Here is a 24,980-nt window from a genome sequence, read left to right as displayed (position 1 = left end):
ATCGGCGAGCAGCCGGTCGATCTCGCCGAAACGGCCGTGGATCAGCATGAGCTTGCCGCCGGCTTCGGCGACGAGCGCCTGCCCCTCGGCGATCGCGTCGGGATCGCGGTCGCAGGCCACGACATCGGCGCCCGCGGCAAGCAGCGCGCGCGTATAGCCGCCGGCGCCGAAAGTCGCGTCGACATGGCGCTCGCCGGGGGCGATGGCGAGCGCGGCGACGATTTCGTCGCGAAGTACGGGATCATGGCGCGGGTCGCGGGGGAGATCGGTCATTTGCGCCCCTTCCCCTTGCTGGCTTCCCACGCCGCGGCGACGCGGCGAAGACGCGGATCGGCCTCTTCGCAGGCGGCAAGCAGCGGCAGCCACCAGATTTCGAATCGACGCCCGGCGCCGACGAAGGCGCAGGCGCTGCCGTCGAACGCCAGCACGTCGGGATCATAGGGATTGTCGCGGTGCGAAAAGGTCGGGAGGAAGCGACCGCTCTCGTCGAGCGTGTAATTTTTCGTGAAGTCGAAGCGCTTCTTATATTCGGCATCCTCGTCATAATCGCGGTCGCGGTCGCGCGCGATGTCGCGGTCGCGCGCGATTTCGTCGTTGAGGCGGTCGAACTGGTCCTGGCCATAAGCGACCAGGCAGGGCAGCTTTTCGTGAAAGCCGACCCAGAGCACGCGCTGGCCATCCGCATTGAGGGGCACATTGTTGCGGAATTCGGAGGGTACGGCGATGCGTCCCTTGCCATCGATCGCGGCGAATTCGGTGCCGGAATAGCTGCCGGGCGTAACAACCGCCATCGATTTGCCCCCAGCTTAGCACCCCGGGCAAAACTTCCCCGATCCCGGAATCGCGAAATTCCGAATCCAAAGACTCAGGCGGAGATTGCCCCTCTCCGATTCCTGACTATCAAGTCTGCGCCGGGGTGAAAAGGGGTAAATTGGGGTGTAGCCGGGTCAATCCACCACATATTTAGGGCGGATCGGGGAGAAAGCGGACGCAAACAGGCAACGCGGGGCCACGACGGACGAAGCCAGCGACATTGTGGATAAGTGAAAATCCCGGAAATCCGCGGCTTTACGGATCAGCGGATCCAGATCGGCTCGAAAAGGGCCTTGCCCGGACCGCCCATGACCGAAACCAGCCATTTCATATTGTCCGAACGGGCGAGCCAAGGCGCATCGGGGATCGGCGACTGCCACAGGCTTTCGTGGAGCAGGTCGGCGTCGCCGACGAGCCAGACGCTGGCCTTTCCGATCGGACAACGCGCGACGCGGCGGTCGCCCCAGGTCGCGCATTGCGCCGGCAGGCGCGTGAAGCGGCCCGCCGAATGAAGGCGCAGCTTTTGCCCGGCGGGGTCGATGAAGACGTCGACATCCCCTGCCCGCGCCGGGTCGGGCGCGGCGAGCGTGACACCCCAATGATCGAGCAGCGGGGTGAGCAGGCTGGTCACCGGCGGATTGCGCGGGTCGCCGAGCGCATAGGGCGGCTCCCAACTCGACAGCGCGTCGGCGAGGATGACGATAGTACGCGGCTGCGCCGTGAGCGCGTCGATGCGCACCAGTTCCTCGGGCGCAAGCGCGCGCGGGTGGGCGATGAACAGCAGCGCGCCGTCCGGAAGCTGCGCAACGCTGTCGACCAGCTCGAAGTCGAAACGCTGACGCAATGCGGCGAGCGCGGGCGCATCGGAGGGTCCGGACGCCAGCATCGCCGCGAGATCGTCGCCCTGCCAGCGCAGCGGAAGGCCCGTCAGAATCGCGAGCTTCGGCGAGATTTTTTTGGCCGGCGCGGTAGAGCCGATACCGATCACCGCCTGTCCGGCGACGAACCATAGCATGACGACCGGAAGCATTGTCGCCCAGCGCCATGCCGCATGCCACGACCGCGTTACCCGCATGGCAAGCACCGCCAAGGCACAGGACAGCACGCCAAGCGCCGCCGTGGCGAGAAGCTGGATGCCGCCGATCTGGTGGCCGACCAGATGATGCAGCACGAACTGGATCATGGTCAGGCCAAGCAGGGCTGCGAAGATGATCGAAAGGCGTACAACCCCTCGCTCGTCGCGCACGGCCCAAGCAAGCCACAGCGCGCCGGGCATCAGCAGCGGGATCGCGAGCGCGGCGTCGATCCGCCCAAACGCCATCTGGCCGCCGGCGATCCAGCCGAGCAGCAACGCCGTACCGATATAGAAAAGGGCGGGAAGAAAGCGCCGCGCCGACGCGGCGACGCGCGCCGCCGTCACTGCGCCGTCTTGCTCCGCGCGCGTTGCAATTCGGGGTCGGGTTCGAGGTCGGGGACCTTCGCCGACGCGGGCTGCATCGGGGCCGTCTTGGCGGCGGCAGGCGCGGTCGCGGCGGCGCCTGCAGCCGTCGGCGTCACCGGCTGGACCCCCAGTTCCTCGAGCGGGGCACCGCTGCCCTTGTCGGTCGTACCCGTGGCGGCGGGATTGGCCGCGACCGCGTCATTTTCGACCTGCTTGCGCGCGCGATCGCCGATCAGCCCGGCGAGCCCGACGAGCAGCAGCACCGCCATAACCCCGGCGATCCCGATCTGCAGCCGCCGCATCGAGTCATTATGCGCCGAAGCTTCGGGCGGCACCGGAACCCGCGTGGGTTTTTTCATGTTCATTCCGCCAGGCCTTTGCTCGCGAGCCATTCGGGATTGTAAAGCGTCGAGAGATAGCGGAACCCGCTGTCGCACAGGATGGTTGCGATGCGCTTGCCGGGGCCGAGTTGCCGCGCCAGCGCCATCGCGCCCGCGACGTTGATCCCCGACGACAGGCCGAGGCACAGCCCCTCCTCGTCGAGCAGCTGGCGCACGACCGCTAGCCCTTCGGCGTCGGAAATGCGGAACTGCGTATCGATCGGCGCGCCTTCGAGATTGGCGGTGATGCGGTTCTGGCCGATGCCCTCGGCGACGCTCGACCCTTCGGGCTTGAGCTCGCCGCACTGGTAATAATTATAGAGGCCGGCGCCGTGCGGGTCGGTGAGCGCGATCGTGATCTTCTCATCCTTCGCCTTGAGCCCGAGACCCGTCCCCGCGATCGTGCCTCCAGTGCCTGCGGCGCAGGTGAAGCCGTCGACGCGGCCGTCCATCTGTTCCCAGATTTCCTCGGCGGTGCCGAAGATATGCGATTTGCGGTTGGCGATATTGTCGAACTGGTTGGCCCAGATCGCATTGTCGGTTTCCTCGGCGATGCGGCGCGAGGTGTGGACGAAATGGCCGGGGTTGGCGAAAGGCGCGGGCGGCACGAGCACCAGCTCGGCCCCCAATGCGCGGATCGTCGCCATTTTCTCCGCGCTCTGGTTGTCGGGCATGACGATGATCGTCTTGTAGCCGAGCGCATTGGCGACGAGCGCAAGGCCGATGCCGGTGTTGCCCGCGGTCCCCTCGACGATCGTGCCGCCGGGCTTGAGGCTGCCGTTCGCTTCGGCGTCGCGGACGATATAGAGCGCAGCGCGATCCTTCACCGATCCGCCGGGGTTGGCATATTCGCACTTGCCCCAGATTTCGCAGCCGGTGGCGGCGCTGGGGCCTTTCAGGAGGACGAGCGGGGTGTTGCCGATCAGCTCGAGGCTGGTTTGCGCAATGGTCATGGTCGCTGATCTAGGGCGCCGCCCCGCGCCCCGCAAGACAGCTTCTTTTGCACGGGGCAAGGACGCGCTTCATCGACGGACGGCACTCTGGCCCCGACGAACGGCGGGAACTGGCCCTTGCCTCTGTAACAGTATATCATTACTGCCGCCGCGACAGTCGCCAATCATAACAGGAAAAATCTCCCCATGCGCTCGTTTGCCTCCGCCGCCTTTTCCCTCGGGCTGGTCCTTGCCGCCCCCGCCTTTGCCCAGGACCAGACCGCCGACGCCGGCCAGGACGATGTGCACGACGCCGGCCCGATCGTCGTCACCGCCCCCTATGTCCGCAGCCTCGACATCCTCGGCAACGTCTCGGTCGTCGAGGGCGACGAACTGGCCCGCGACATTCGCGGCCAGATCGGCGACACGCTGACCCGCCAGCCCGGCGTATCGGCGACGAGCTTTGCCCCCGGCGCCTCGCGCCCGGTGTTGCGCGGTTTTTCGGGCGAGCGCGTGCGCGTGCTGACCGACGGCATCGGCTCGATCGACGTGTCGAACACCTCCGCCGACCATGCCGTGACGATCGACCCGCTGACCGTCGAACGCATCGAAGTGCTGCGCGGCCCCGCGGTGCTGCTGTTCGGCAGCCAGGCGATCGGCGGCGCGGTCAACCTGTTCGACCGCCGCATCCCGCGCAAGGTGCCCGCCGACCATGTCCATATCGACGCGATCGGCGGCTATGCGACCAACGCCGACGACCGCAACCTCGGCAGCTCGGTTGACGTCGCGCTGGCCCCGAACATCGTCGCGCATCTCGACGGCAGCTGGCGCAAGACCGGCGACGCGCGCGCCGGCGGCTATGTCTATGCCCCCGGCATCCGCAGCGACCTGCTCCACCTCGCCGAGCATGAAGTCGAGGACGGCCATGCCGACGAGGCGGCCGAACTGACCGCGCAGGCGAACAGCCGCGGCAAGATCGCCAACACCGCGAGCGAGACCTGGACCGCTGCCGGCGGCCTGTCGCTGATCAACGACGGCGGGCAGCTTGGGGTCTCGGTCAGCTATTATGACACCAACTATGGCGTCCCCGACCGTCCGAACACCGAGCATGACCATGGCGGCGAAGAGGAAGGCGACGACCACGGCCATGAGCATGGCGAAGGCCCGGTCACGATCGGCATGAAACAGTGGCGCGCCGATGTGCGCGGCGAGGTCGAAATGGGCGACGGCTTCTTCGACAAGCTGCGCATCCGCGCGGGCTATGCCGATTACCAGCACACCGAATTCGAAGGCGACGAAGTCGGCACCGTCTTTTACAACAAGGGCGTCGAGGGCCGGATCGAACTGGCGCAGAACGACCGCGGCGGCTGGCGCGGCGCAAGCGGCGTCCAGTACAGCCACCGCGATTTCGACGCGGTCGGTGCCGAGGCCTTTGTCCCGCGCAACCTGACCGACCAGTTCGCGCTCTTCACGCTGCAGGAATTCACCCTCGGCGCGCTCGGGCTCGAAGCCGCAGCGCGTTACGAAACGACCGACGTGCGCGCTCCGACGCTGGGCATCGACCGCAGCTTCGACAGCTTCTCGGGCGCGTTCGGTGCGACCTATGATGTGTTCGAGGGCGCGAAAATCGGCGTCTCGGTCGCCCGAGCGGTTCGCGCGCCGTCGGCCGAGGAGCTGTTCTCGAACGGCCCGCATATCGCGACGCAGAGCTTCGAGGTCGGCGACGTGAACCTCAAGCGCGAGGCGAGCTGGGGCGCCGAGGCGTCGTTCAAGATCAAGACCGATGCCTTCAACCTCGCGCTGACCGGCTATTCGAACTGGTTCGACGACTTCATCTATTCGGCCGCGACCGGCGCCGAGGAGGATGAGCTGCCGGTGTTCCAATATTTCCAGCGCGACGCCAAGGTCTGGGGCTTCGAGGCCGAGGCGAGCGCGCGGCTGGCACAGATCGGCGGTTTCAACATCGTCGGCGACGTCACCGCCGACATGACGCGCGCGACGATCAAAGGCGCCGGTGCCGACCGCAACGTCCCGCGCATTCCGCCGCTGCGCGTGCTCGGCGGGCTCGAGGCGCAGGGCGAGCGGATCGACGCGCGCGCCGAGGTCGAATGGACCGACGACCAGAACCGCATCGCGGCCTATGAGACCCCGACCAAGGGCTTCACTTTGGTCAACGCGTCGATCACCTGGCGCCCGCTGCCCGACACGAAGAATCTGTCGCTGAGCCTCGCCGCGAACAATATCTTCGACGTCGACGCGCGCCGCCACGCCAGCTTTACCAAGGATTATGTGCCGCTGGCCGGCCGCGATATCCGCCTGACCGCCCGCGCGAGCTTCTGACCGGTCCCCGGAGGGTCGCCCGGGGAAGCCGGGTCCGGCACCGCCGCCGGACCCGGCCAATCCTCAGGCGTCAGGTTATGACAGCATCGCCATTCCGCCGTTCACGTGCAGCGTCTGGCCGGTGACATAGCCTGCTTCCTTCGACGCGAGATAGACGACGGCGGCGGCGATGTCGCTCCCCTCGCCCATCCGGCCCGCCGGGATGCGGGTGTTGAGCGCTTCCTTCTGCGCGTCGGGCAGGTCGGCGGTCATCGCGGTGGCGATGAAGCCGGGCGCGACGCAATTGGCGGTGATGCCGCGGCTCGCCAGTTCCTGCGCCAGCGCCTTGGTCATGCCGGTGACGCCCGCCTTCGACGCGGCATAATTGGCCTGCCCCGGATTGCCCGTCGCGCCGACGACGCTGGTGATCGAGATGATGCGCCCGAAGCGCGCCTTCATCATCGGCTTCGCCGCCGCGCGCGCGAGGCGGAAATTGGCCTCGAGGTTGATGCGGATCACGTCGATCCACTCCTCGTCCTTCATGCGCATGATCAGATTGTCGCGCGTCACCCCGGCATTGTTGACGAGGATGTCGAGCTTGCCGAGCGCTTCGACCGCCGCGGGAACGAGCGCATCGACCGCCGCCGCATCGCCAAGGTTGCACGGCAGCGCGACATGATCGCCGCCGAGGCTGTCGCGAAACACACCCAGCTTGTCGGCATTGGACCCCGACACCGCGAGCCGCGCGCCCTGCGCGGCGAGCGCCTGGGCCACGGCGGACCCGATACCGCCGCTGGCGCCGGTAACGAGGGCAGTCATGCCGGTGAGATCGAACATTGGGAACTCCTGATTATCTTGTCGTACGAGACGGGTAGTAGGGGGATTATATATCGACGGGACCCGGTCGGCTATGACCGGGTTCGGCCCTCAGAATTTGGTGAATTTGCCGGCAAAATGCTCCTGCGTCATCCTTGCCGCCATCCAGGCGCCAACGAACTCGCTATTCGCTTCGGTCAGCGGCAGCCCCGTGCGCAGCATCAGCCGACCGAGATAAAGCTGGTCGGCATCCGAAGCGTCGCCTGCCGCCCCTCCGCCGATCTCGGCATCGATCATCGGCGCGAAAATGCGGTTGAGGATCGCCTTATCGGCGCTCGCATAGGCCGATTTCAACCGCGTCCATTGTGTCGGCGTGAAGGATGACGAGGCCATCAGTGCCTCCTCCAGAACCTTGCCCACGCGATAGAAAGTCGCCGCTTCGATCGCTTCGGGCGACCAGTTCGACGTCTCGGCACATTCCCCGGCGCGCGCGGTCAAGATCATGACGATTTGAGGAAACTGATCCTCCTTTGCGAAACCATCAAGGTTGAAGGACTGGTAGAAGGCATTCAGAAGCTTCTGATCCTCTCCCGCAAAAGGCGAATCCATGCAGGCGATATTCTCCGCCGCCTGCGCGTCCGCAGCGCTGCACGCCAATCCGGCCGCGGCCAATATTGTCCCCGCCCACTTCATCTTTCGCCCCCTTTTTTCTTGCCTTACAGCGCCTTCAGCAAAGCCTCGATGTCGTCCATCGAGATCACGCTCGTCACCTCGACCTCGCCGCTCGCGCTGCGCTTGACCATCGGGCCGAGCACCTTGCCGCCGAATTCGACGAACTGGCCGACGCCGATATCCTCCATTGCGGCGACGCTTTCGCGCCAGCGGACGCGGCCGGTGACCTGCTGGACCAGCAGGTCGCGAATACTGTCGGCGTCGCTCACCGGGCTCGCGGTGACATTTGCGACCACCGGGACCAGCGGTGCGGTGGGCGGGTTGGCACCGAGCGCCTCGGCCATCGCATCCGCCGCCGCCTGCATCAGCGGGCAATGGAAGGGTGCCGACACCGGCAGCAGCACGCCGCGCTTGATGCCATAATCCTTGACGAGCGCGACCGCGCGCTCGACCGCACCCTTGTGGCCAGAGATCACGACCTGCGACGGGTCATTGTCGTTGGCGACGGTGCAGACCTCGCCCTCCGCGGCGGCATCGGCGAGCTTCTGCGCGGTGTCGATATCGGCGCCGAGCAGCGCCGCCATCGCGCCGACGCCGACGGGCACCGCCGCCTGCATCGCCTGCCCGCGCGTCTTCAAAAGCCGCGCAGTCGTCGCGAGGTCGAAGGCACCCGCGGCACAGAGCGCGCTATATTCGCCGAGGCTGTGGCCCGCGACATAGTCGGCCTTGGCGGCGAGCGTCACGCCGCCTTCCTTTTCGAGCACGCGCAGCGTCGCGATGGCGTTCGCCATGATCGCGGGCTGGGCGTTTTCGGTGAGGGTGAGCTGGTCCTCGGGGCCTTCGGTCATCAGCTGGAACAATTTCTGCCCCAGCGCGTCGTCGACCTCCTGAAACACCTCGCGCGCTGCCGGCGAGGCGTCGGCGAGCGCCTTGCCCATGCCGACCGACTGGCTGCCCTGACCCGGAAAGATGAATGCGCGCATGAAAATTCCTACTCGTCATCCCAGCCAAAGCTAGGATCGGTTGCGTTGTCACTCCAGCGATCCCGGCTTTCGCCGGGATGACGGAAAGGGCAAGCGCCTATTCCTTCACCCCGCGCGATGCAAGCCGAAGGGCACGACCTTGTTTGCCGCATCGTGGCCGATGTCGGCCCGGCCAAGATAGGGAATGTTGCAGCGCGCGCACCAGTGACGCGCAATCTCCTCGGCATCCACGCCGAAGGGCCGGTCGTTTTCAGGAATGGCGCTGACCCGCCCGAGGCGCAGCCCCGCCAGCCCGCGCGCGGCGAGGTAGCTGGCGACATGAAAAAAGGCTCTGTCGAAGGCGTAAAGATATTCGCTGACCTCCTCGACGATCAGCACATGTCCCGACAGATCGGGCTCGAGCGGCGTGCCGAGCAGCATCGACAGCGTCATCAGGTTGAAGGCCGCGTGACGCGCGCCATGTTGCAGCCCCGGCTCGCACGCTGCGGGATCGCGCGCGACCAGCCAGTCGAGCGCGCGCAGCACCGCGGCATCGCCACCATCCCTGCGAATGTCGGCGACCATCGGCCCGTGCGCGACATGGTCGAAGCCGTCGCGATAGAGCGCGCCGAGCAGATTGCCCTGATCCGAATAGCCGAGGAAGGCCTTGCCGCGCGCGACATCGGTCATCGCCGCGACCGCCTCCTCGGCGATGCGGCACGCACCATAACCACCGCGCGCGAACCAGACCGCGTCGATGTCGGAGCGGTTCGCCATCTCGACCAGCGCCGCGAAGCGATGCCCATCCTCGCCCGCAAAATGCCCGTGGACGGCAAAACATTGCTCATCGAAGACGAGTTCGACCTCGGGATAACCAAGGCTGGCGAGCGCCCGCACCGCCTCGGCATCGTCGGGCAGGATGGGCGTGCTGGGGGCAACGATCCCGATGCGCATAGCCTTCGCCTCCCTTCGCTTGCCAAGCCTTCGCCAAGGCCATAACGCCGCGCCATGGCGGAAAACAAATCCTATTTCTTTTGCGGCATCGGCGGGTCGGGCATGTTGCCACTGGCGATGATCGTCGCGGCGCGCGGCGCGCAGGTGTCGGGCTCGGACCGCAGCCGCGATCAGGGGCGCTCGCCCGACAAATTCGCGTGGATCGAGCGCCGGGGCATCGCCCTGTTCGCGCAGGACGGCAGCGGCGTCGCCGCCGGCCAGACGCTCGTCGCCTCGGCGGCGGTCGAGGACAGCGTGCCCGACATCGCCGCCGCCAATAAGCTCGGCCTGCCGCGCATGACGCGCGCCGATCTCAACGCCGCGCTGTTCAACGAAGCCGCGCAGGGCGTCGGCATCGGCGGCACCAGCGGCAAATCGACCGTCACCGGAATGATCGGCTGGATCCTCGCGCACGCCGGCCGCAAGCCGACGGTGATGAACGGCGCGGTGATGCGCAATTTCGCGAACGAGGAAACGCCCTTCGCCAGCGCGCTGGTCGGCGATGTGGCGACCTATGTCAGCGAGGTCGACGAAAGCGACGGATCGATCGCGCTCTATCGCCCCGATGTCGCGGTGGTCACCAACATCAGCCTCGACCACAAGAGCCTCGACGAGCTTCACCGACTGTTCGGCGACTTCGCGGCGAAAGCACGGGTCGCGGTGGTCAATGTCGACGATCCCGAATCACGCCCGCTGATGAACGGCGAGAATGTCATGCGCTTCGGCTTCAGCCCGCTCGCCGGGATGCGCGGCAGCGATTTCGAGGCGCTGCCCGATGGCTGCCGCTTCACCGTCCATTTCAACGTGACGCAGACCGAGGTCCGGCTACGCATGCCCGGCCGCCACAATGCGTCCAACGCGCTCGCCGCGATGGCGGCGGCACGCGCGCTCGGCATCTCGATCAAGGATTCGGCGGCCGCGCTCACCGATTTCACTGGCCTCGCGCGCCGCTATGAGGTGCTCGGCCAAGCAGGCGGCGTCACCGTCATCGACGATTTCGCGCACAACCCCGACAAGGTCGCCGCCACTCTAAACGCCGTCGCCGAACTACCCGGCCGCGCTTTGCTCTTCTTCCAGCCGCACGGTTACGGCCCGCTGCGCCAGATGGGCAAGGAACTCGCCGCAAGCTTCGCCAAGGGGATGCGCGACGGCGACAGGTTGTTCGTGTGCGACCCGGTCTATTTCGGTGGCACCGTCGACCGCAGCATCGGCAGCGAGGCACTGGTCGCCGACATCGTCGCGGGCGGCGCCGATGCGGTCCACCTGACCACGCGCGCCAATTGCGGCGCGGCGATGCTCGACGAAGCCAAGGCGGGCGACCGCATCCTCATTCTCGGCGCGCGCGACGACACGCTGACCGACTTCGGTCGCGAATTGTTGGAAAAGCTCGGCAGCGCTTGATTTCCGCCGCCGAATCTGTATAGGCGCGCTCCATTGGGGCGAGGCTCTGTGCCGTCGCCCCATTTGCTTTGCACCAATTTAGCATCGCAAGACGACAGCCGGAGGGGCCTGCGATTGGCGCAGGTCAGCGATCGGCCAAATGAAGGAAGCGCGACCATGCCGTTTTACGAGCATGTCTTTATCGCGCGTCAGGACCTGAGCCAGGCTCAGGTCGACGCGCTGGCGGAAACCGTCACCAACGTCATCGGCGAATATAAGGGCCAGGTTCACAAGACCGAAACCTGGGGCCTGAAGCAGCTCGCCTACAAGATCCAGAAGAACCGCAAGGGTCATTATGTGATGCTGTCGGCCGAAGTGTCGGGCGAAGCCGTTGCAGAGATCGAGCGCCAGGCTGCGATCAACGAAGATATCATTCGCTGGATGACCATCAAGGTCGACGAACTCGAAAAGGGTCCGTCGGTGATGATGCGCAAGCAGGAACGTCGGGGCGGCCGTGGCCGTGACCGCGACGGCGAAGAATAAGGAACAACGACATGGCACGACCCTTTTTCCGTCGCCGCAAGACCTGCCCCTTCACCGCGAAGGACGCACCGGTCATCGATTACAAGGACGTCCGCCTGCTCCAGGGTTACCTGTCGGAGCGCGGCAAGATCGTCCCGTCGCGGATCACCGCGGTGTCCACCAAGAAGCAGCGTGAGCTGGCGAAGGCGATCAAGCGCTCGCGCCACATCGGCCTGCTCCCCTACATTGTGAAGTAAGGAGGGCTGGTCCGATGGAAATCATCCTGCTCGAACGCATCGAGAAACTGGGCGGTATCGGCGACGTCGTCACCGTCAAGAACGGCTTTGCCCGTAACTATCTGCTGCCGAACAACAAGGCGCTTCGTGCGAACGACGCCAACAAGAAGCTGTTCGAAGCCAACCGCGGCAAGATCGAGGCCGACAACGCCGAACGTCGTGGCGAGGCCGAAGGCCGCGCCAAGGACTTCGACGGCAAGCAGATCGTCCTGATCCGCCAGGCGTCGAACACCGGCCAGCTGTACGGCTCGGTTTCGGTGCGCGACATCGTCGACGCGCTGGCCGAAGACGGCATCACCGGCATCGGCAAGTCGATGGTCGAACTCGAACGCCCGATCAAGTCGCTCGGCCTGGTCGACGTCAAGGTCAAGCTGCACCCCGAGGTCGTTGTGACCCTGGGCGTCAACGTCGCGCGCTCGCCCGACGAAGCCGAGATGCAGAAGCAGGGCATCGACGTCATCGCCGCGATGTTCGAGGAAGAACAGGCCGAAGCCGCTGCTTCGGCGCTGGAACCCGACAGCGAAGACGAGTTCGAAGAAGGCACGCCGCCTTCGGAAGCGGCCGTCGAAGCGACTGCGGACGACGCCGAAGAAGCCTGAGCTTTTTCAGCCTAAGCCATTTGAGAGGGCCGCGTTTCCGACGGGAACGCGGCCCTTTCGGTTTGTGGGCATGGTGACCGGTTTCGGGCGGAATTACCGTTGAGCGATGCACTAATCACCCCTTCCGCTTGCGGGAGGGTGATCAACCTCCGCCCCTCCCCCCAACGCAGACTCTGGCCAAGCCCCCTCGCCTTTCCTATGGCGGCTGCGATGGCCGACGATCCATTCCAGCGCCGCTTTGCCCATGATGCGAGCCTGCTGCCGCATATGGCGGACCTCGCGAACGACCGCGTCCTGATCGCGCTGATCGGCGAGGCGGATTATCGCGGCGCGAGCTTCCTGGACCAGCGACTGCTCACCGACCGCATCGGGCGCGAGTGGATGGCGTGGGATGCGCTGCCCGGCTTCGGCGCGGCGGCCCCTCGGCCCGATTACATCTTCCACATCGGCCATGTCGGCTCGACACTCGTCTCGCGGCTGCTCGCCGAGGCCGGCGATGTCCTGCCGCTGCGCGAGCCGATGCTGCTGCGCACGCTGGCGCAGGTTGCCGAGCGGATCGACAGGCCCGAGTCCGTCTGGTCGCCCGACCTCTATCGCACGCGGCTGGCGCAAGTAGGCGGCTGGCTCGGACGCGGCTTCGGTCCCGGCCAGCGCGCGATGGTCAAGGCGTCGAGCGTCATCACCGCGATCGCCGATGACCTGACCGGTCCCGGCAGCCGCGCGCTGTTCCTTTACGTGCCGCTCGCGCGCTATATCGAGACGATCCTCGCGGGCGAAGCCTCGATGGCCGAGACGCTGGCGCAGGCGCCCGCGCGCATCGCGCGGCTCTCGACGATGGTCCCCGACTTTCCGTTTCAACTGTGGCAGCTTCCCCCGGTCACCCGCGTCGCAATGAGCTGGCTTTGCGAAATGGCGACCGCCGCGCGCACGCTGCCGGCGGCCGACCCGCGCTACTTGTGGATCGATTTCGAGGCGATGCTCGCCGATCCCGCAACCAGCCTGTCGGTGCAGGCGGCGCATTTCGGCGTCGCCCCCGGCGCCGCCGCGATCGAAACAGCGCTCGCCGGCCCGATCATGCGCCAATATTCGAAGGCGCCCGAGCATGGCTACAGCCCCGACCTGCGCCGCGAGCTCCAGGCGCAGGCGGCGGCCGACCACGCTCTCGCAATTGCCGCGGCGATCGGCTGGGTTGAAGCGCTCGCCGCACGCGATAAGAGTCTCGGCGACCTGCCGATCCACGGCCGATAGGAAATAGGATGTTCAAGCTCGTCCAGCTGCTCGACCTGAGCGAAGTCCGCGCGCTGCGCGAGATCGCCGCGCGCGGCCAGTTCGTCGATGGCAAGATCAGCAACCCGCATTCGAAGATCAAGAACAACCTGCAGCTCCACGACGCGCAGGCTTATGAACAATCGTCGAAAATCCTGCTCGACGCGATGGTGCAGAACCCCGATTTCATGGAGTTCAGCTTCCCCGCGCGCATCGCGCCGCCGCTGCTGACGCGCTACACGCCGGGCATGCATTACGGGCTGCACCCCGATGCCGCCTATATCCCGCTGCCCGACGGCCAGCTGCGGACCGATGTCAGCTGCACGATATTCATCAACGACCCCGCCGATTATGACGGCGGCGCGCTCCACGTCCGGCTGGGCAACGCCGACCTGCGCTTCAAGGAGGAACCGGGGGTCGCGATCGTCTATCCCTCGCACACGCTGCACGAGGTCGAGCCGGTGACGCGCGGCGAGCGGCTGGTCGCGATCACCTTCATTCAGAGCCTGATCCCCGACGTCGCGCACCGCAATCTGATGTACGAACTCAACGAGGTCGCCGCGATCGAGGGCGGCAAGATGGATCCGGAAAATTACACCCGGCTGCAGGCGGTGCAATATCAGCTGCTCAGGATGTGGCGGCGCTGACGCCGATGCCGCGCAAGGACGCCCGCTGGTACGAAGAACGGCTGAACCACAGCCCCGTCACCCGTTTCCTTCATTCGGTACGCTACAGGAATCTGCTCGGCGTCGTCGAAGCGCTGTCGGGTTTCCGGGGCGGCAAGCCGATCCGCATCCTCGACATCGGCAGCGGCACCGCGCACGCTTTCGCCCTGCTCGATCCGCGCTTCGCGATCGACTACATCGGCGTCGAAAAACGCGGAAAATTCTGCAGTCTGGCCGAAGAGCGCCATGGCGGCCGCCCCAATTTCCGCGTCGTCCGCGACCTGATCGGCAACCGGCTGGACCTGATCGGCGAGGTCGACCTGGTCGTCGCGCTCGAAACGCTCGAACATATTCCCGAGGATCAGGTCGCAGTCCTCGTCGAGCATATCGGCCGGGCGGAGATCGAAGGTTTCTATTGCACCGTGCCGAACGAGATCGGCCCTGCAATCGCGATCAAGAATCTGGGATCGGCAATGATCGGGTATCAGCGACACCGCGAATATAGCTGGCTCGACACCTTTCACGCCGCAACCTACCGGCTGGACAAGGTCGCGCCGCACGGCACCGGGCACAAGGGATTCGACTGGCGCGCGCTGCAGGGCGTGATTGCCGCGCATCTCGACATCCAGGCGACCCACCGCTCACCCTATGGCTGGGTCCCGCGCGCGGTGTCGCCCAGCATCGGTTTCTACTGTACGCCGCGACCCGGGCTTCAATAACCCATCAGCGCGAGCACTTCCTTGCGGCTGCGTTCGTCGTCAAGGAAGCAGCCGAGCAGGCGGCTCGTCACCATGCCGACGCCGGGGGTGCGCACGCCGCGCCCGGTCATGCAGCCGTGCTGCGCGTCGATCACCACCGCGACGCCATGCGGCTGGAGATTGTCCCAGATGCATTTGGCGACCTCGGCGGTGAGGCGTTCCTGCACCTGGAGCCGCCGCGCATAGCCGTTGAGCACGCGCGCGAGCTTCGAGATGCCGACGACGCGGTCCTTGGGCATATAGGCGATCGACGCCTTGCCGGTGATCGGCGCCATATGATGCTCGCAGTGCGACTGGAACGGAATATCCTTCAGCAGCACCAGCTCGTTATAGCCGCCGACCTCCTCGAAGGTGCGCGATAGATGGATCGCCGGGTCCTCGGCATAGCCCTGGCAATATTCGAGCCAGGCGCGCGCGACGCGCTTCGGCGTGTCGAGCAGCCCCTCGCGCGAGACGTCGTCGCCGGCCCAGCTGATGAGCGTGCGGACCGCGTCGAGGACCTGTTCCGGCACCACCGGTTTTCCGTCCGGTCCCACTTCCACCTTCGTCATCCGCCCGCTTTCACTGTTGCTTTCATGTCGCACATTTCGGCGCGATTGTGCCATTACGCAACCCCGCAGCACGAAGAATTTCCTGTCGCAAAACAAGTTTACGTTGCGGAATCGGACCTTTTTTTCGCCCGCGAAACGAAAGAAAATTTCTGGATCGCGTCGCTGCACAAGTGGCTTGACGCTCGCGTCAACTAGGCGCAGTTTTATGAAATTACAGAACCTGCTCAAGCAGGTCGTGATCGGAGATGCCTGCGTCAGTCCCCGGACGCCGGTGGGAGAGGACGATGCCCAGCACGGCTGGCTACGCAATTTTGCGCATGCATATGCGCTGGACCGACGAGGTCCGGCGCGCATAGTCACGTGTGGACATATCCCCTCCCAAAAACAGTGATGCAATTGGGCGACCCGCGCGGCGGGTTGAAAAAGGGAGGCACTATATGAAGTTCAAGGCACTGATCGGCACCTCGATCCTTGCGATGTCGGTGGCGAGCCCGGCGTTTGCGCAGGACGCGGCGGACGAGACCGAACGCGACGCCTTTGGCGGCGAGATCGTCGTCACCGCGCAGCGGCAATCCGAACGCCTGCAGGACGTTCCGATCGCGGTCAGCGCCTTTTCGACCGAGGCGCTCGAAGCGCAGCAGATCAAGACGCCGTCGGACCTTCAGCTCACCCTGCCCAACGTCACCTTCACCAAGACGAACTTCACCGGCGCCAGCTTCACCATCCGCGGCATCGGCGACCTTTGCGTCGGCACGACCTGCGACAGCGCAACCGCCATCCATCTGAACGGCGACCCGCTCTTCTCGACCCGCTTGTTCGAGACCGAATTCTTCGACCTCGAGCGCATCGAGGTGCTGCGCGGGCCGCAGGGCACGCTGTTCGGCCGCAACGCGACCTCGGGCGTGGTCAACGTCATCACCGCCAAGCCCAAGCTCGGCGCCTTCGAAGCCGCCGCCGAAGCCGAATATGGCAATTATGATTCGATGAAGGGCAAGGCGATGGTCAATGTGCCCATCGGCGACACCCTCGCGCTGCGCGTCGCGGGCATCTATCTCAACCGCGACGGCTATACGAAGAACCTGTTCCTCGGCAATCGCATCGACGACCGCGACCTTTATTCGGTGCGCGGCTCGATCCGCTGGGAGCCGACTCCCGACACGACGGTCGATTTCCTCGCCTCCTATTTCCACGAACGCGACAATCGCACCCGCATCCAGAAGCAGCAGTGCCAGCGCGACCCGACCGGCATCCTTGGCTGTCTGAACACGCGGCGCGACAATTCGCCGTTCAACGGCAATGCGACCTTCACCGCCGCGTTGACGTCGAAGGAATTCCTGGCGATCCAGGGCATTCCCGCGGCCTTCGCGCTCGGCAGCCTCTATGGCCCCGACGTCTATGCCAACACGACGATCCCCAGCGATCCGCGGGTCGTGAACACCGCCTTCACACCGCAATATTTCACCAGCGAACTGACGCTGCAGGGCGAGATCGAGCATAATTTCGGTCCGGTCTCGCTGCAGGTTTCGGGCCAGTACCAGAAGGTCAAGCTCGACTCGATGCAGGACTACAACAGCAATGTCGGCAATCGGGCGCTCTATACCAACGCGCTGAACACGCTGGCCTTCTTTGCCGCCAACGGCATCCCGACCGGCCTGCCGGCGCCTGCCCCGGCCTTCGTCCCGGGTTCGGCCGCCTATTTCGCGCCGATCGCCAACGCGATCATCCCGCAGGGCCCCAATGGCCCGCTCTGCACCTCGCTGCCCGAGGAGAGTGGTTTCGGTTCCTATGGCGGCAACCGCATCTGCGACGCGACCTCGCTGCAGTTCGACCGCTCGAACCAGTATAATACCAGCTGGTCGGGGGAAGCGATCCTGTCGAGCGACCTCGACGGTCCGTTTAACTTCCTGCTCGGCGGCATCTATGCCGACTATCACCTGACCGAGAACAGCTATTATGTGAACGCCTTCCCGATCGACTATCTGACCGGCGTTCTCGGCGCGTTCAACAGCTTCGCCAACGGCCTGCCGCCGTCGTTCCTCGCGACGCCCTTCTTCCGCAACAACACCGACGACCTGAAGATCACCTCCTACGGCCTGTTCGGCGAAGCCTATTTCGAGTTCAACGACCGGGTGAAGCTGACCGCGGGCCTGCGCTACAACAATGACAAGAAGAGCGTGCTCGCGCGGTCGACCCTTGCGAGCTTCCTGACCCCGATCGGGCTCAACAGCGATACCGTCTTCGGTTCGCCCTTCGTCGGCTCGTTCGACGCCGATCCGGGCACGCCGGGCAACCAGATCATCCAGGCACGCAGCGTCAAGTTCAACAAGCTGACCGGCCGCGCGGTGCTCGACTTCAAGGTCACCGACGATAACCTGCTCTACATCTCCTATTCGCGCGGCTACAAATCGGGCGGCATCAACCCGCCGCTGCAACCGATCTTCGCGGTTCCGGAAAGCTTCAAGCCCGAACAGGTCGATGCCTTTGAAATCGGTTCGAAGAATACCTTCGGCAATGGCGAGCTGCAGCTCAACCTCACGGGCTTCTACTACAAGTACAAGGATCTACAGCTGAGCAAGATCGTCGCCCGCACCGCGGTCAACGACAATATCAATGCCAATATCTGGGGCTTCGAGGCCGAGGCGATCGTCCGTCCCGACCCGAACCTCGTCATCAACCTTGGCTTCAGCTACCTCAACACCGAAGTCGCCGGCGACGAGTTCAGCAGCAACCCGCGCGACTTTGGCGGTGGCCGCGAAGATGCGGTGATCATCAAGGACATCACCAACGCCGCGAACTGCGCCGTCGCCTCGACCTCGGGCAGCGTCGCGGGGGTCAATGCCTATGTCAACCAGATCAACACGCTGATTAACGCCGGGGCCTTTGCGGCCAATGGCGTGCGCGGCGGTGCGGGTCTGCAGGGCACGACGCCCTTCCCGGCGGACGGCGGCATCAAGTCGACCGGTGCCTTCAGCATCTGCGGCATCCTCCAGGCCGCCGCTGCGACCGTCGGCCCGGCTTTCGGCGGCGTCGAGGTGTTCTCCGCGGGTATCCCGGTCAACCTCAAGGGCAACAAGCTGCCGCAGGCGCCGAACTATAAATTCTCGGCGGGTGCGCAATATACGATCAACTTCGACGGCGGCATGTCGCTCGTTCCGCGCTTCGACCTCGCCTACACCGGCGACAGCTATGGCAGCATTTTCAACGGCAACGTCAACAAGATCAAAGGCTACGCGCAGGTCAACGCGCAGGTCCAGCTGAACGGGGTCGACGACAAATGGTATGTGAAGGGGTTCATCCAGAACCTGTTCGACGCCAACAGCGTCACCGGCCTGTATGTGACCGACCAGTCGTCGGGCAACTACACCAACATCTTCACCCTCGAACCGCGCCGCTACGGCATCGCGGCGGGCGTGAAATTCTAAACACCGCCTCGGCGGAAACGCCCAAAAGAAAACCCGGCCTCTCGCATCCGAGAGGCCGGGTTTTTCTTTGCCCGAAGAGGACGGGGCGGCAGCCGCCGCCCCGATGCCCGATCAGAATTTGTAGCGAACGGTACCGCCATAGGTGCGCGGCTGGTTCGGATAGCCCGAGACGCTGCCCGACTGGGCGACGGCCGGGAAGATCGTCGTCAGATAGGTCGCGTTGGTGAGGTTGCGGCCCCACACGCCCGCTTCGATCCCGTTGGTCAGCTTGACCGTGAACGACGCGTTGAGCGAGTTCACTTCGCGCTTCAGATTCTGCGCGACGCTCATCGGCAGGCCGGTCAGGCCTTCGACGATCTGGACGGGGCTTTCATAGGCATAGTCGACATGCGCGATCGCCTTGGTCCCGCCGGCGAACTCATAGGTATAGGTACCGCCCGCCGAGAAGGAGAGTTCGGGGATGCCCGCGGGCGTGGTGCCCGAGATGTCGCCGAACGCCGAGTTGACGAAGCTGTCGTACTTGGCGTCGAGATAGGTCGCCGCCAGCGTCAGGTTGAGCCCGTCGACCGGACGCACCGACCCGTCGAACTCGACGCCGAACGTCGACTGCTTGCCCGCGTTAGCGAGCGCGAAGCCGGTGCCGGTGAAGATGTTCGACTGGAAGCCCTTGATCGACTGCTTGAACACCGCGAGGTTCACCGCGGCGACCGACCACTGGCCCTTCAGGCCGAACTCATAGACGGTCGATTCTTCCGGAGCGGCGAAGCGCGAGCCCGACGTCAGGTTCGGCGTGGCAAGGCCGGCCGAGACGATCCCGGGCAGGTCCGAGGCAAGCGGACGGCTGTCGCGCGACAGGTTGACCGAGCTCGCCTTGAAGCCCGTCGCATAGGTCGCATAGACGTTGACCGTGTCGGTCAGCTCATAGGCGAGACGCAGGCTGTAGGCGAGGTCACCGTCATTCGTCCGGTTCGATTCGACGCTGTTTGGCAGGTTGAGGAACGGTGGCAGGAACTGGAACGGCGTCAGCGCGAGGAACGGGTTGCCGACCGTCAGCGGATTATTGTCCGCGGCCGCCTGCGCCGTCGTCAGATTGGCGTTGGCGTTGCCGAACGCGGTCGCCTGGGCATTGATCGCACCGAAGATCGCCGGCTGCGCGCCGGCGAAGGCCTGGATCTGCGCCGCGGTGGCGAGCGTTCCGGCCGGCAGGCCGAGCGCCTGGCCGACGCCGGTCGCGAGCGCCTGCTGCGACAGCACGCGTCCGCCGCTGCTGCGCAGGTCGATGCCCGAGAAGACGTCGCTGCTGATGACGTTGGTCGAAAAGCGCTTCTTGTCCTTGGTGTAGTTCGCACCCGCGGTGAAGGTCAGGCGATCGGTGATCTCGAAATCGACCGTACCGAAGATCGAGAAGGCCTCGTCCTTCAGCTTATAGGCTTCGTCGAGGCCGTCGCCGGCGCGGAAGAAGCTGCCGGCATAGTTGGTGCCGTTCGCCGCGCCGAGGATCGCCTCGAGCGAGTTGACGTTGAGCGCATTCGCCGACGAGGCGCGGATCAGCTGGTCGGCATAAGGCCGGAACTGCGTGCCGAAGCGGATGTCGTTCTTCTGGTCGATCTTTTCGTTGAAATAATAACCGCCGAGCAGGAAGTTGATCGGGCCGTCGAAGTCCGAGGTGACGCGGAATTCCTGGGTGAAAGTGTCGATGCCCAGGTCCTGGCTGTTCTCGCCGATCAGGTCGGCGCCGGTGAAGTCCGAATCCTGGTTGGTCAGCGCACGCACCTGGCGATAGGCGGTGATCGAGGTCAGCGCGAGGCTGCCGAGGTCATAGTCGATCTGCGCCGAACCGCCGTAATTCTCGATCTCGTTCGACGACAGGAAATTATTGTAGACGTTATAGGAGAAGGGGTTGTTCGCATCGACGCTCGGGCCGCCAGCCAGCGCGTTGGTGATCGCGACGGTCGGACCCGCGATGACGTTGCCGGCGATGCAGCAATTTTCGTCGATCTTGTCATAGTCGCCGATCAGTCGGATCGACAGCGCGTCGGTCGGTTCGAACAACAGCTGGCCGCGCACGCCCCACCGGTTGCGGTCGTTGACGTCGGTGTCGAGCTTCAGGTCCTGCGCATAGCCGTCGCGACGGTTGTAGCTGCCGCCGAGCGAGAAGGCAATCGTGTCGCTGATCGGGCCGGTGACGTCGCCCTTGACGGTGATCGCGTTGTAATTGCCATAGGTGACTTCGGCCGAGCCGCCGAATTCGAACTGCGGCTTCTGCGTGACGATGCTGATGACGCCCGCCGACGCATTCTTGCCGAACAGGGTCGACTGCGGGCCGCGCAGCACTTCGATGCGCTCGACATTGGGAAGGTCGCCGATCTGCGCGGCCGAACGCGAACGATAGACGCCATCGATGAACACGCCGACCGACGGTTCGATGCCGGCGTTGTTCGCGCCGTTGCCGAAGCCGCGGATGATGAAGTTGGTGTTGGCGCTCGACTGGAGCTGCGACACGCGCAGGCTGGGCACCGAGGACTGCAGGTCAATGAGGTCGCGGATCTGCGATTCCTCGAGTTGCGCCGCCGACGTCACCGAGACGGCGACGGGCGTGTCCTGCAGCGTCTGGGCGCGCTTCGACGCGGTGACGATGATCTCGTTGCCATAATCGGTGTCGTCGGTCGCGGGCGCAGCGGCATCGGCAGCTGCGGTATCGTCGGCCGGAACGTCCTGGGCGAAAGCGAAAGCGGGGGTGGTTGCGGCGCACAGCATCGTGGCGCCCAACAAAATGTTGCGCAAGGTCATGTGGGTCTCTCTCTCCAACCCGTCGGAACGCGGCCCGGAGGCCAAAGGAGGGGATGCTCCAGCGGGAACTCGCCGCTCTAGTCGCCCGGTTCACCGCGTCAACGCGGCGCAGCGCGACCCTAAAGTTTTTCCGGGGATTAGTGGCCAAAAAGCAACAGTTTGCACTGCACCATGGGCGCGAGCGGGTCGCGCCGGCCGGGCAATCAGGCCATGGCCTTGTCGGCGCGAATGAGGCACATAGCGAGCCGATGGCGGGATGCGGGACAGGCAGGCCGATGACGGCAGCGGGGGAGCCGGTGGGGCTCGCCGGTGCGCTTGGGGCCGTTGGTCCGGCTCGATGGTGAAGCGCGACGACGCCGACGCCGAAATCCTTGCTGCGGCGATCGCCGGCGACCGCGATGCGTTCGCCGAACTGCTTCGCCGCCATTACGACCGCATCCACGGCCTCGCCTGGCAATTGACCGGGTCGCGCGCCGACGCCGACGATATCGCGCAGGACGTGTGCTGCACCCTCGCCGAAAAGCTCACGGGCTTTCGCGGCGAGGCGAAGTTCACGACCTGGCTGTGCAGCATCACCTTCAACGCGTGCCGCGATTTCCGACGGCGGCGCCGGGCCTTCGCCGGCTTCGCTGACCGGCTGGCGGTGATGGTCGGGTTGATGGACGCCCCCGACGGCCGCGACCTTTATGACGCCGTGTGGATCAAGAGCGCGATCGCACGGCTGAAGCCTGACCTGCGCGATACCGCGATCCTCGTCGCGGGGCAGCAGCTGACCCATGGCGAGGCCGCCGCGATATTGGGCGTGGCCGAAAACACCATTTCGTGGCGGATGCACGAGGTCCGGCGCCGGCTTGCGGCCGGGTCGGAGGACCGCGACTGACCGCACCCGAATTTTTTTCGCGAGGGCCGCCAAGGATATCCGGACCCCGCGCGTCCCAGTGACATGCGGGCGATTTTGCGCCGCTGTCACCAGGGAGATATCCATGCCCCGTTTCACCTTTTTTCTGAGCACCGGCCTCGCGCTCACGCTTGCCGCTTGCTCGGCTGTCGATAGCGGCGATGTCGCTTCGCCGTCGGACCGCCCCAGCACCGCGCCGGCCGCCGAGAGGCGCGAGGCCGACGCTCCGTCGTCCGAAATCATCGTCACCGCGACCAAGGTAAGCGGGGCCGCGAACGCCCAAAGCACGCCGGTGTCGGTCGTGGCCGAAAGCCGCGACCGCGCTGTCGCACCGGGCTATGCCCCGCCGCCGGCGCCGCCGCCTCCCCCGCCGGGCGTCGTCGCCTCGAAGCGGGTGGCATCGCCGCAGATGGGCGGCACCCGGCTCGACCAGCAGACGCCCTATTATCAGGACGTCGGGCGCGACAAATTCACCGCGACCACCGAAAATCCGTTCAAGATCGCGCAGGCCGAACCGGTGTCGACCTTTTCGATCGACGTCGACACCGCCTCCTATTCCTTCGTTCGCGCCTCACTCAGCAACAATGTGCTTCCCCAGCCGGCGGCGGTGCGGACCGAGGAACTGGTCAATTATTTCCCCTATGACTATGCCGCGCCCAAGAGCGCGCAGCAGCCGTTCAGCACCAATGTCGCGGTGATGCCGAGCCCGTGGACCGAGGGCCGCAAGCTCGTGCGGATCGGCATCAAGGGCTATGCGATCGAGCCCGAAACGCGCCCGCGCGCGAACCTCGTGTTCCTGCTCGACACCTCGGGATCGATGCAGGCGCCGAACAAGCTGCCTCTGGTCAAGCAATCGCTCGCGATGCTGCTCGACCAGCTCGACGCCAATGATCGCGTCTCGATCGTCGCCTATGCGGGCAGCGCCGGGACCGTACTCGAACCGACGTCGGCGCGCGAGAAGGACAAGATCCTCGCCGCGCTCGGCCGGCTCGAGGCGGGCGGCAGCACCGCGGGCGCCGAAGGCATTCGCCAGGCCTATGCGCTCGCCGAACAGAATCTCGATCCCAAGGGCGTCAATCGCGTCATCCTCGCGACCGACGGCGATTTCAACGTCGGGATTACCGACCAGAATGAGCTGAAGGGCTATATCGAGCGCCAGCGCGGCAAGGGCATCTTCCTGTCGGTGTTCGGCTTCGGCATGGGCAATTACAACGACGCGCTGATGCAGACGCTGGCGCAGAACGGCAACGGCGCCGCCGCCTATATCGACACGCTGAGCGAGGCGCGGAAGACGCTGGTCGACGAAGCCACGTCGACGCTGTTTCCGATCGCCAAGGACGTCAAGATCCAGGTCGAGTTCAATCCCGCCACCGTCGCCGAATATCGCCTGATCGGATATGAAACGCGGATGCTGAACCGCGAGGATTTCGAGAATGACAAGGTCGATGCCGGTGACGTCGGGTCGGGCCAGACGGTCACCGCCATCTATGAAATCACCCCCGTCGGCGGACCGCGCGCGAATGGCGATCTGCGATACCAGACGGTGGCGCAGCCGGCACCGGCGGCGGGCAAGGCGAGCGAATATGGCTTTGTGAAAATCCGCTATAAATTGCCCAAGTCGGACACGAGCCAGCTGATCTCGACCAGCATCGATCGGCGCGTCGAATTCGCCCGGTTCGACGACGCGCCGCAGGATGCGCGCTTCGCGGTCGGGGTCGCCGCCTTTGCCGAATTGCTGCGTGGCGGCAAATATAGCGGAGCGATGACCTACGACGATGTGCTGGCGATCATCAGCGGGGCGAAAGGCCCGGACGATTTCGGCTATCGCACCGAGCTTGCGCAAATGGTCCGCGCCGCGAAAAGCGCGGGCGCGCTCGCACGGCTCGACCGCTGACGGACCCGGATGCGGCGACGCGACATCATAGGCGCCGCCGCATCCGCCGTTGTTCGATATCGCAATACGGCGTCGCGGCAATCGACCGCCGCCTTTTTGTGCGTATAAGGCAAGACGATGCCGATGTTGCTTTCCTCTGGCGCCGATCGATCGCCGCACCCCCGGGGCGGGCGATAGGTGGACCGCGACGAGGACATCAGGACCGCGCTGCCGGGTCCGCCGCCCCCGGCGCCGCTGCGCCGCGAGGCCGCGATCGCCGCCGCGCTCGCCCGTTTCGACGGAACCGAGGCGCCCGCCGCCCGCCCGCCGCGCACCAGGGGCGCAGGCTGGTGGAGCAAATTGCAACAGCCACGGATGGGCGCGCTCGTCGCCGCGGTGCTCGTCGTCGGGATCAGCCTGCCCATCGCCCTGCAAATGGCGCCCCAGCCGGTCGATGTGACAGGCGAACCGATGGCATCGAGCCGCCCCGACAACCCCTCGCCCGCCGGCAGCGGGCCCGCAAATGCGGCCTCAGCGGTATCATCACAGCCAGCCACGAACCCGCCGGCCGGACAGTCCAACGGCATGCGCAAGGACGGCGTGGCCCGCCAGCCGAGCGACACGAACGAGGG

22 protein-coding genes and 1 pseudogene are annotated in these 24,980 nt (G+C 65.5%); 12 read left to right on the top strand and 11 right to left on the bottom strand.

Going from position 1 to position 24,980, the window contains the following annotated elements:
- The 5 genes from mraW to B1A78_RS10710 form a co-directional block, all read right to left on the bottom strand.
- On the bottom strand, positions 1-273 hold a 273-nt coding region (gene mraW, locus B1A78_RS10730), incomplete at its 3' end, for a 16S rRNA (cytosine(1402)-N(4))-methyltransferase (RefSeq protein ID WP_077146958.1).
- Positions 270-791 carry a division/cell wall cluster transcriptional repressor MraZ gene (locus tag B1A78_RS10725; protein WP_077146957.1) on the bottom strand — a complete coding sequence of 174 codons (522 nt, stop codon included), beginning with the start codon at positions 789-791 and terminating at the stop codon, positions 270-272. The genes B1A78_RS10725 and mraW, both read right to left, overlap by 4 nt.
- Positions 792-1,075: 284 nt before the next feature.
- Positions 1,076-2,233 carry a hypothetical protein gene (locus B1A78_RS10720; protein WP_083734057.1) on the bottom strand — a complete coding sequence of 386 codons (1,158 nt, stop codon included), beginning with the start codon at positions 2,231-2,233 and terminating at the stop codon, positions 1,076-1,078.
- On the bottom strand, positions 2,230-2,613 hold the full coding sequence (locus tag B1A78_RS10715) for a hypothetical protein (protein WP_144037773.1): 384 nt from the start codon (positions 2,611-2,613) through the stop codon (positions 2,230-2,232). The genes B1A78_RS10720 and B1A78_RS10715 overlap by 4 nt, the downstream gene beginning before the upstream one ends.
- A gap of 2 nt (positions 2,614-2,615) precedes the next feature.
- A complete protein-coding gene (locus B1A78_RS10710; RefSeq protein ID WP_077146955.1) occupies positions 2,616-3,587 on the bottom strand; it encodes a cysteine synthase A in 972 nt (323 codons plus the stop codon).
- Between the two features lie 186 nt (positions 3,588-3,773).
- Here B1A78_RS10710 and B1A78_RS10705 point away from each other — a divergent pair, with 186 nt between their 5' ends.
- Positions 3,774-5,906 carry a TonB-dependent receptor gene (locus tag B1A78_RS10705; protein WP_077146954.1) on the top strand — a complete coding sequence of 711 codons (2,133 nt, stop codon included), beginning with the start codon at positions 3,774-3,776 and terminating at the stop codon, positions 5,904-5,906.
- Between the two features lie 75 nt (positions 5,907-5,981).
- On the opposite strand, the gene fabG is transcribed toward B1A78_RS10705, so the two are convergent.
- The 4 genes from fabG to B1A78_RS10685 all read right to left on the bottom strand — a co-directional run bounded on the left by fabG (position 5,982) and on the right by B1A78_RS10685 (position 9,289).
- A complete protein-coding gene (gene fabG / locus B1A78_RS10700) occupies positions 5,982-6,722 on the bottom strand; it encodes a 3-oxoacyl-[acyl-carrier-protein] reductase (RefSeq protein WP_077146953.1) in 741 nt (246 codons plus the stop codon).
- Positions 6,723-6,812: 90 nt separating this feature from the next.
- Positions 6,813-7,205 carry a hypothetical protein gene (locus B1A78_RS10695; RefSeq protein WP_144037772.1) on the bottom strand — a complete coding sequence of 131 codons (393 nt, stop codon included), beginning with the start codon at positions 7,203-7,205 and terminating at the stop codon, positions 6,813-6,815.
- A gap of 212 nt (positions 7,206-7,417) precedes the next feature.
- Positions 7,418-8,356, bottom strand: a complete 939-nt coding sequence (fabD, locus tag B1A78_RS10690; RefSeq protein ID WP_077146951.1) for an ACP S-malonyltransferase — start codon at positions 8,354-8,356, stop codon at positions 7,418-7,420.
- A 105-nt stretch (positions 8,357-8,461) separates the two neighbouring features.
- Positions 8,462-9,289, bottom strand: a complete 828-nt coding sequence (locus tag B1A78_RS10685; RefSeq protein WP_077146950.1) for an LD-carboxypeptidase — start codon at positions 9,287-9,289, stop codon at positions 8,462-8,464.
- Positions 9,290-9,343: 54 nt separating this feature from the next.
- On the opposite strand from B1A78_RS10685, the gene B1A78_RS10680 reads away from it, so the two are divergent.
- From B1A78_RS10680 to B1A78_RS10650, 7 genes are all read left to right on the top strand, one after another.
- The gene (locus tag B1A78_RS10680; RefSeq protein ID WP_077146949.1) at positions 9,344-10,729 is read left to right on the top strand and encodes a Mur ligase family protein; all 1,386 of its coding nucleotides are present in this window, start codon (positions 9,344-9,346) and stop codon (positions 10,727-10,729) included.
- 156 nt (positions 10,730-10,885) lie between these two features.
- Positions 10,886-11,251: a 30S ribosomal protein S6 gene (gene rpsF / locus B1A78_RS10675; protein ID WP_077146959.1), complete on the top strand. Its 366-nt coding sequence runs from the start codon at positions 10,886-10,888 to the stop codon at positions 11,249-11,251.
- Between the two features lie 11 nt (positions 11,252-11,262).
- On the top strand, positions 11,263-11,487 hold the full coding sequence (gene rpsR / locus B1A78_RS10670) for a 30S ribosomal protein S18 (RefSeq protein ID WP_056346852.1): 225 nt from the start codon (positions 11,263-11,265) through the stop codon (positions 11,485-11,487).
- A 14-nt stretch (positions 11,488-11,501) separates the two neighbouring features.
- On the top strand, positions 11,502-12,125 hold the full coding sequence (gene rplI / locus B1A78_RS10665; protein ID WP_077146948.1) for a 50S ribosomal protein L9: 624 nt from the start codon (positions 11,502-11,504) through the stop codon (positions 12,123-12,125).
- 210 nt (positions 12,126-12,335) lie between these two features.
- Entirely contained in the window at positions 12,336-13,373 is a 1,038-nt protein-coding gene (locus tag B1A78_RS10660) for a hypothetical protein (RefSeq protein WP_144037771.1), read from the top strand.
- An 8-nt stretch (positions 13,374-13,381) separates the two neighbouring features.
- Positions 13,382-14,038 (top strand): Fe2+-dependent dioxygenase, encoded by a 657-nt coding sequence (locus tag B1A78_RS10655; RefSeq protein ID WP_077146946.1) that lies wholly within the window; start codon positions 13,382-13,384, stop codon positions 14,036-14,038.
- Positions 14,026-14,775 carry a class I SAM-dependent methyltransferase gene (locus tag B1A78_RS10650; RefSeq protein WP_077146945.1) on the top strand — a complete coding sequence of 250 codons (750 nt, stop codon included), beginning with the start codon at positions 14,026-14,028 and terminating at the stop codon, positions 14,773-14,775. Before B1A78_RS10655 ends, B1A78_RS10650 begins: the two co-directional genes overlap by 13 nt.
- On the opposite strand, the gene folE is transcribed toward B1A78_RS10650, so the two are convergent.
- Complete coding sequence (gene folE / locus B1A78_RS10645) at positions 14,769-15,365, bottom strand: GTP cyclohydrolase I FolE (protein WP_077146944.1); 597 nt, start codon at positions 15,363-15,365, stop codon at positions 14,769-14,771. The genes B1A78_RS10650 and folE overlap by 7 nt on opposite strands.
- Positions 15,366-15,802: 437 nt before the next feature.
- Here folE and B1A78_RS10640 point away from each other — a divergent pair, with 437 nt between their 5' ends.
- Positions 15,803-18,787 carry a TonB-dependent receptor gene (locus B1A78_RS10640; RefSeq protein WP_077146943.1) on the top strand — a complete coding sequence of 995 codons (2,985 nt, stop codon included), beginning with the start codon at positions 15,803-15,805 and terminating at the stop codon, positions 18,785-18,787.
- Between the two features lie 111 nt (positions 18,788-18,898).
- On the opposite strand, the gene B1A78_RS10635 is transcribed toward B1A78_RS10640, so the two are convergent.
- The gene (locus B1A78_RS10635; protein WP_256837799.1) at positions 18,899-21,577 is read right to left on the bottom strand and encodes a TonB-dependent receptor; all 2,679 of its coding nucleotides are present in this window, start codon (positions 21,575-21,577) and stop codon (positions 18,899-18,901) included.
- A 337-nt stretch (positions 21,578-21,914) separates the two neighbouring features.
- Between B1A78_RS10635 and B1A78_RS10630 the strand changes: the two genes are divergently transcribed.
- From B1A78_RS10630 to B1A78_RS10620, 3 genes and pseudogenes are all read left to right on the top strand, one after another.
- Complete coding sequence (locus B1A78_RS10630) at positions 21,915-22,457, top strand: RNA polymerase sigma factor (protein ID WP_077146942.1); 543 nt, start codon at positions 21,915-21,917, stop codon at positions 22,455-22,457.
- Between the two features lie 103 nt (positions 22,458-22,560).
- Positions 22,561-24,369, top strand: coding sequence for a VWA domain-containing protein (locus B1A78_RS10625; protein WP_077146941.1), 1,809 nt, complete (start codon positions 22,561-22,563; stop codon positions 24,367-24,369).
- A 177-nt stretch (positions 24,370-24,546) separates the two neighbouring features.
- A pseudogene (locus B1A78_RS10620) lies at positions 24,547-24,980 on the top strand (hypothetical protein); the annotation flags it as partial.

The sequence above is a fragment of the Sphingopyxis sp. KK2 genome (genome assembly GCF_001990265.1).
Classification (GTDB): Bacteria; Pseudomonadota; Alphaproteobacteria; order Sphingomonadales; family Sphingomonadaceae; genus Sphingopyxis.
This window is presented reverse-complemented; position numbering and strand designations above follow the sequence as displayed.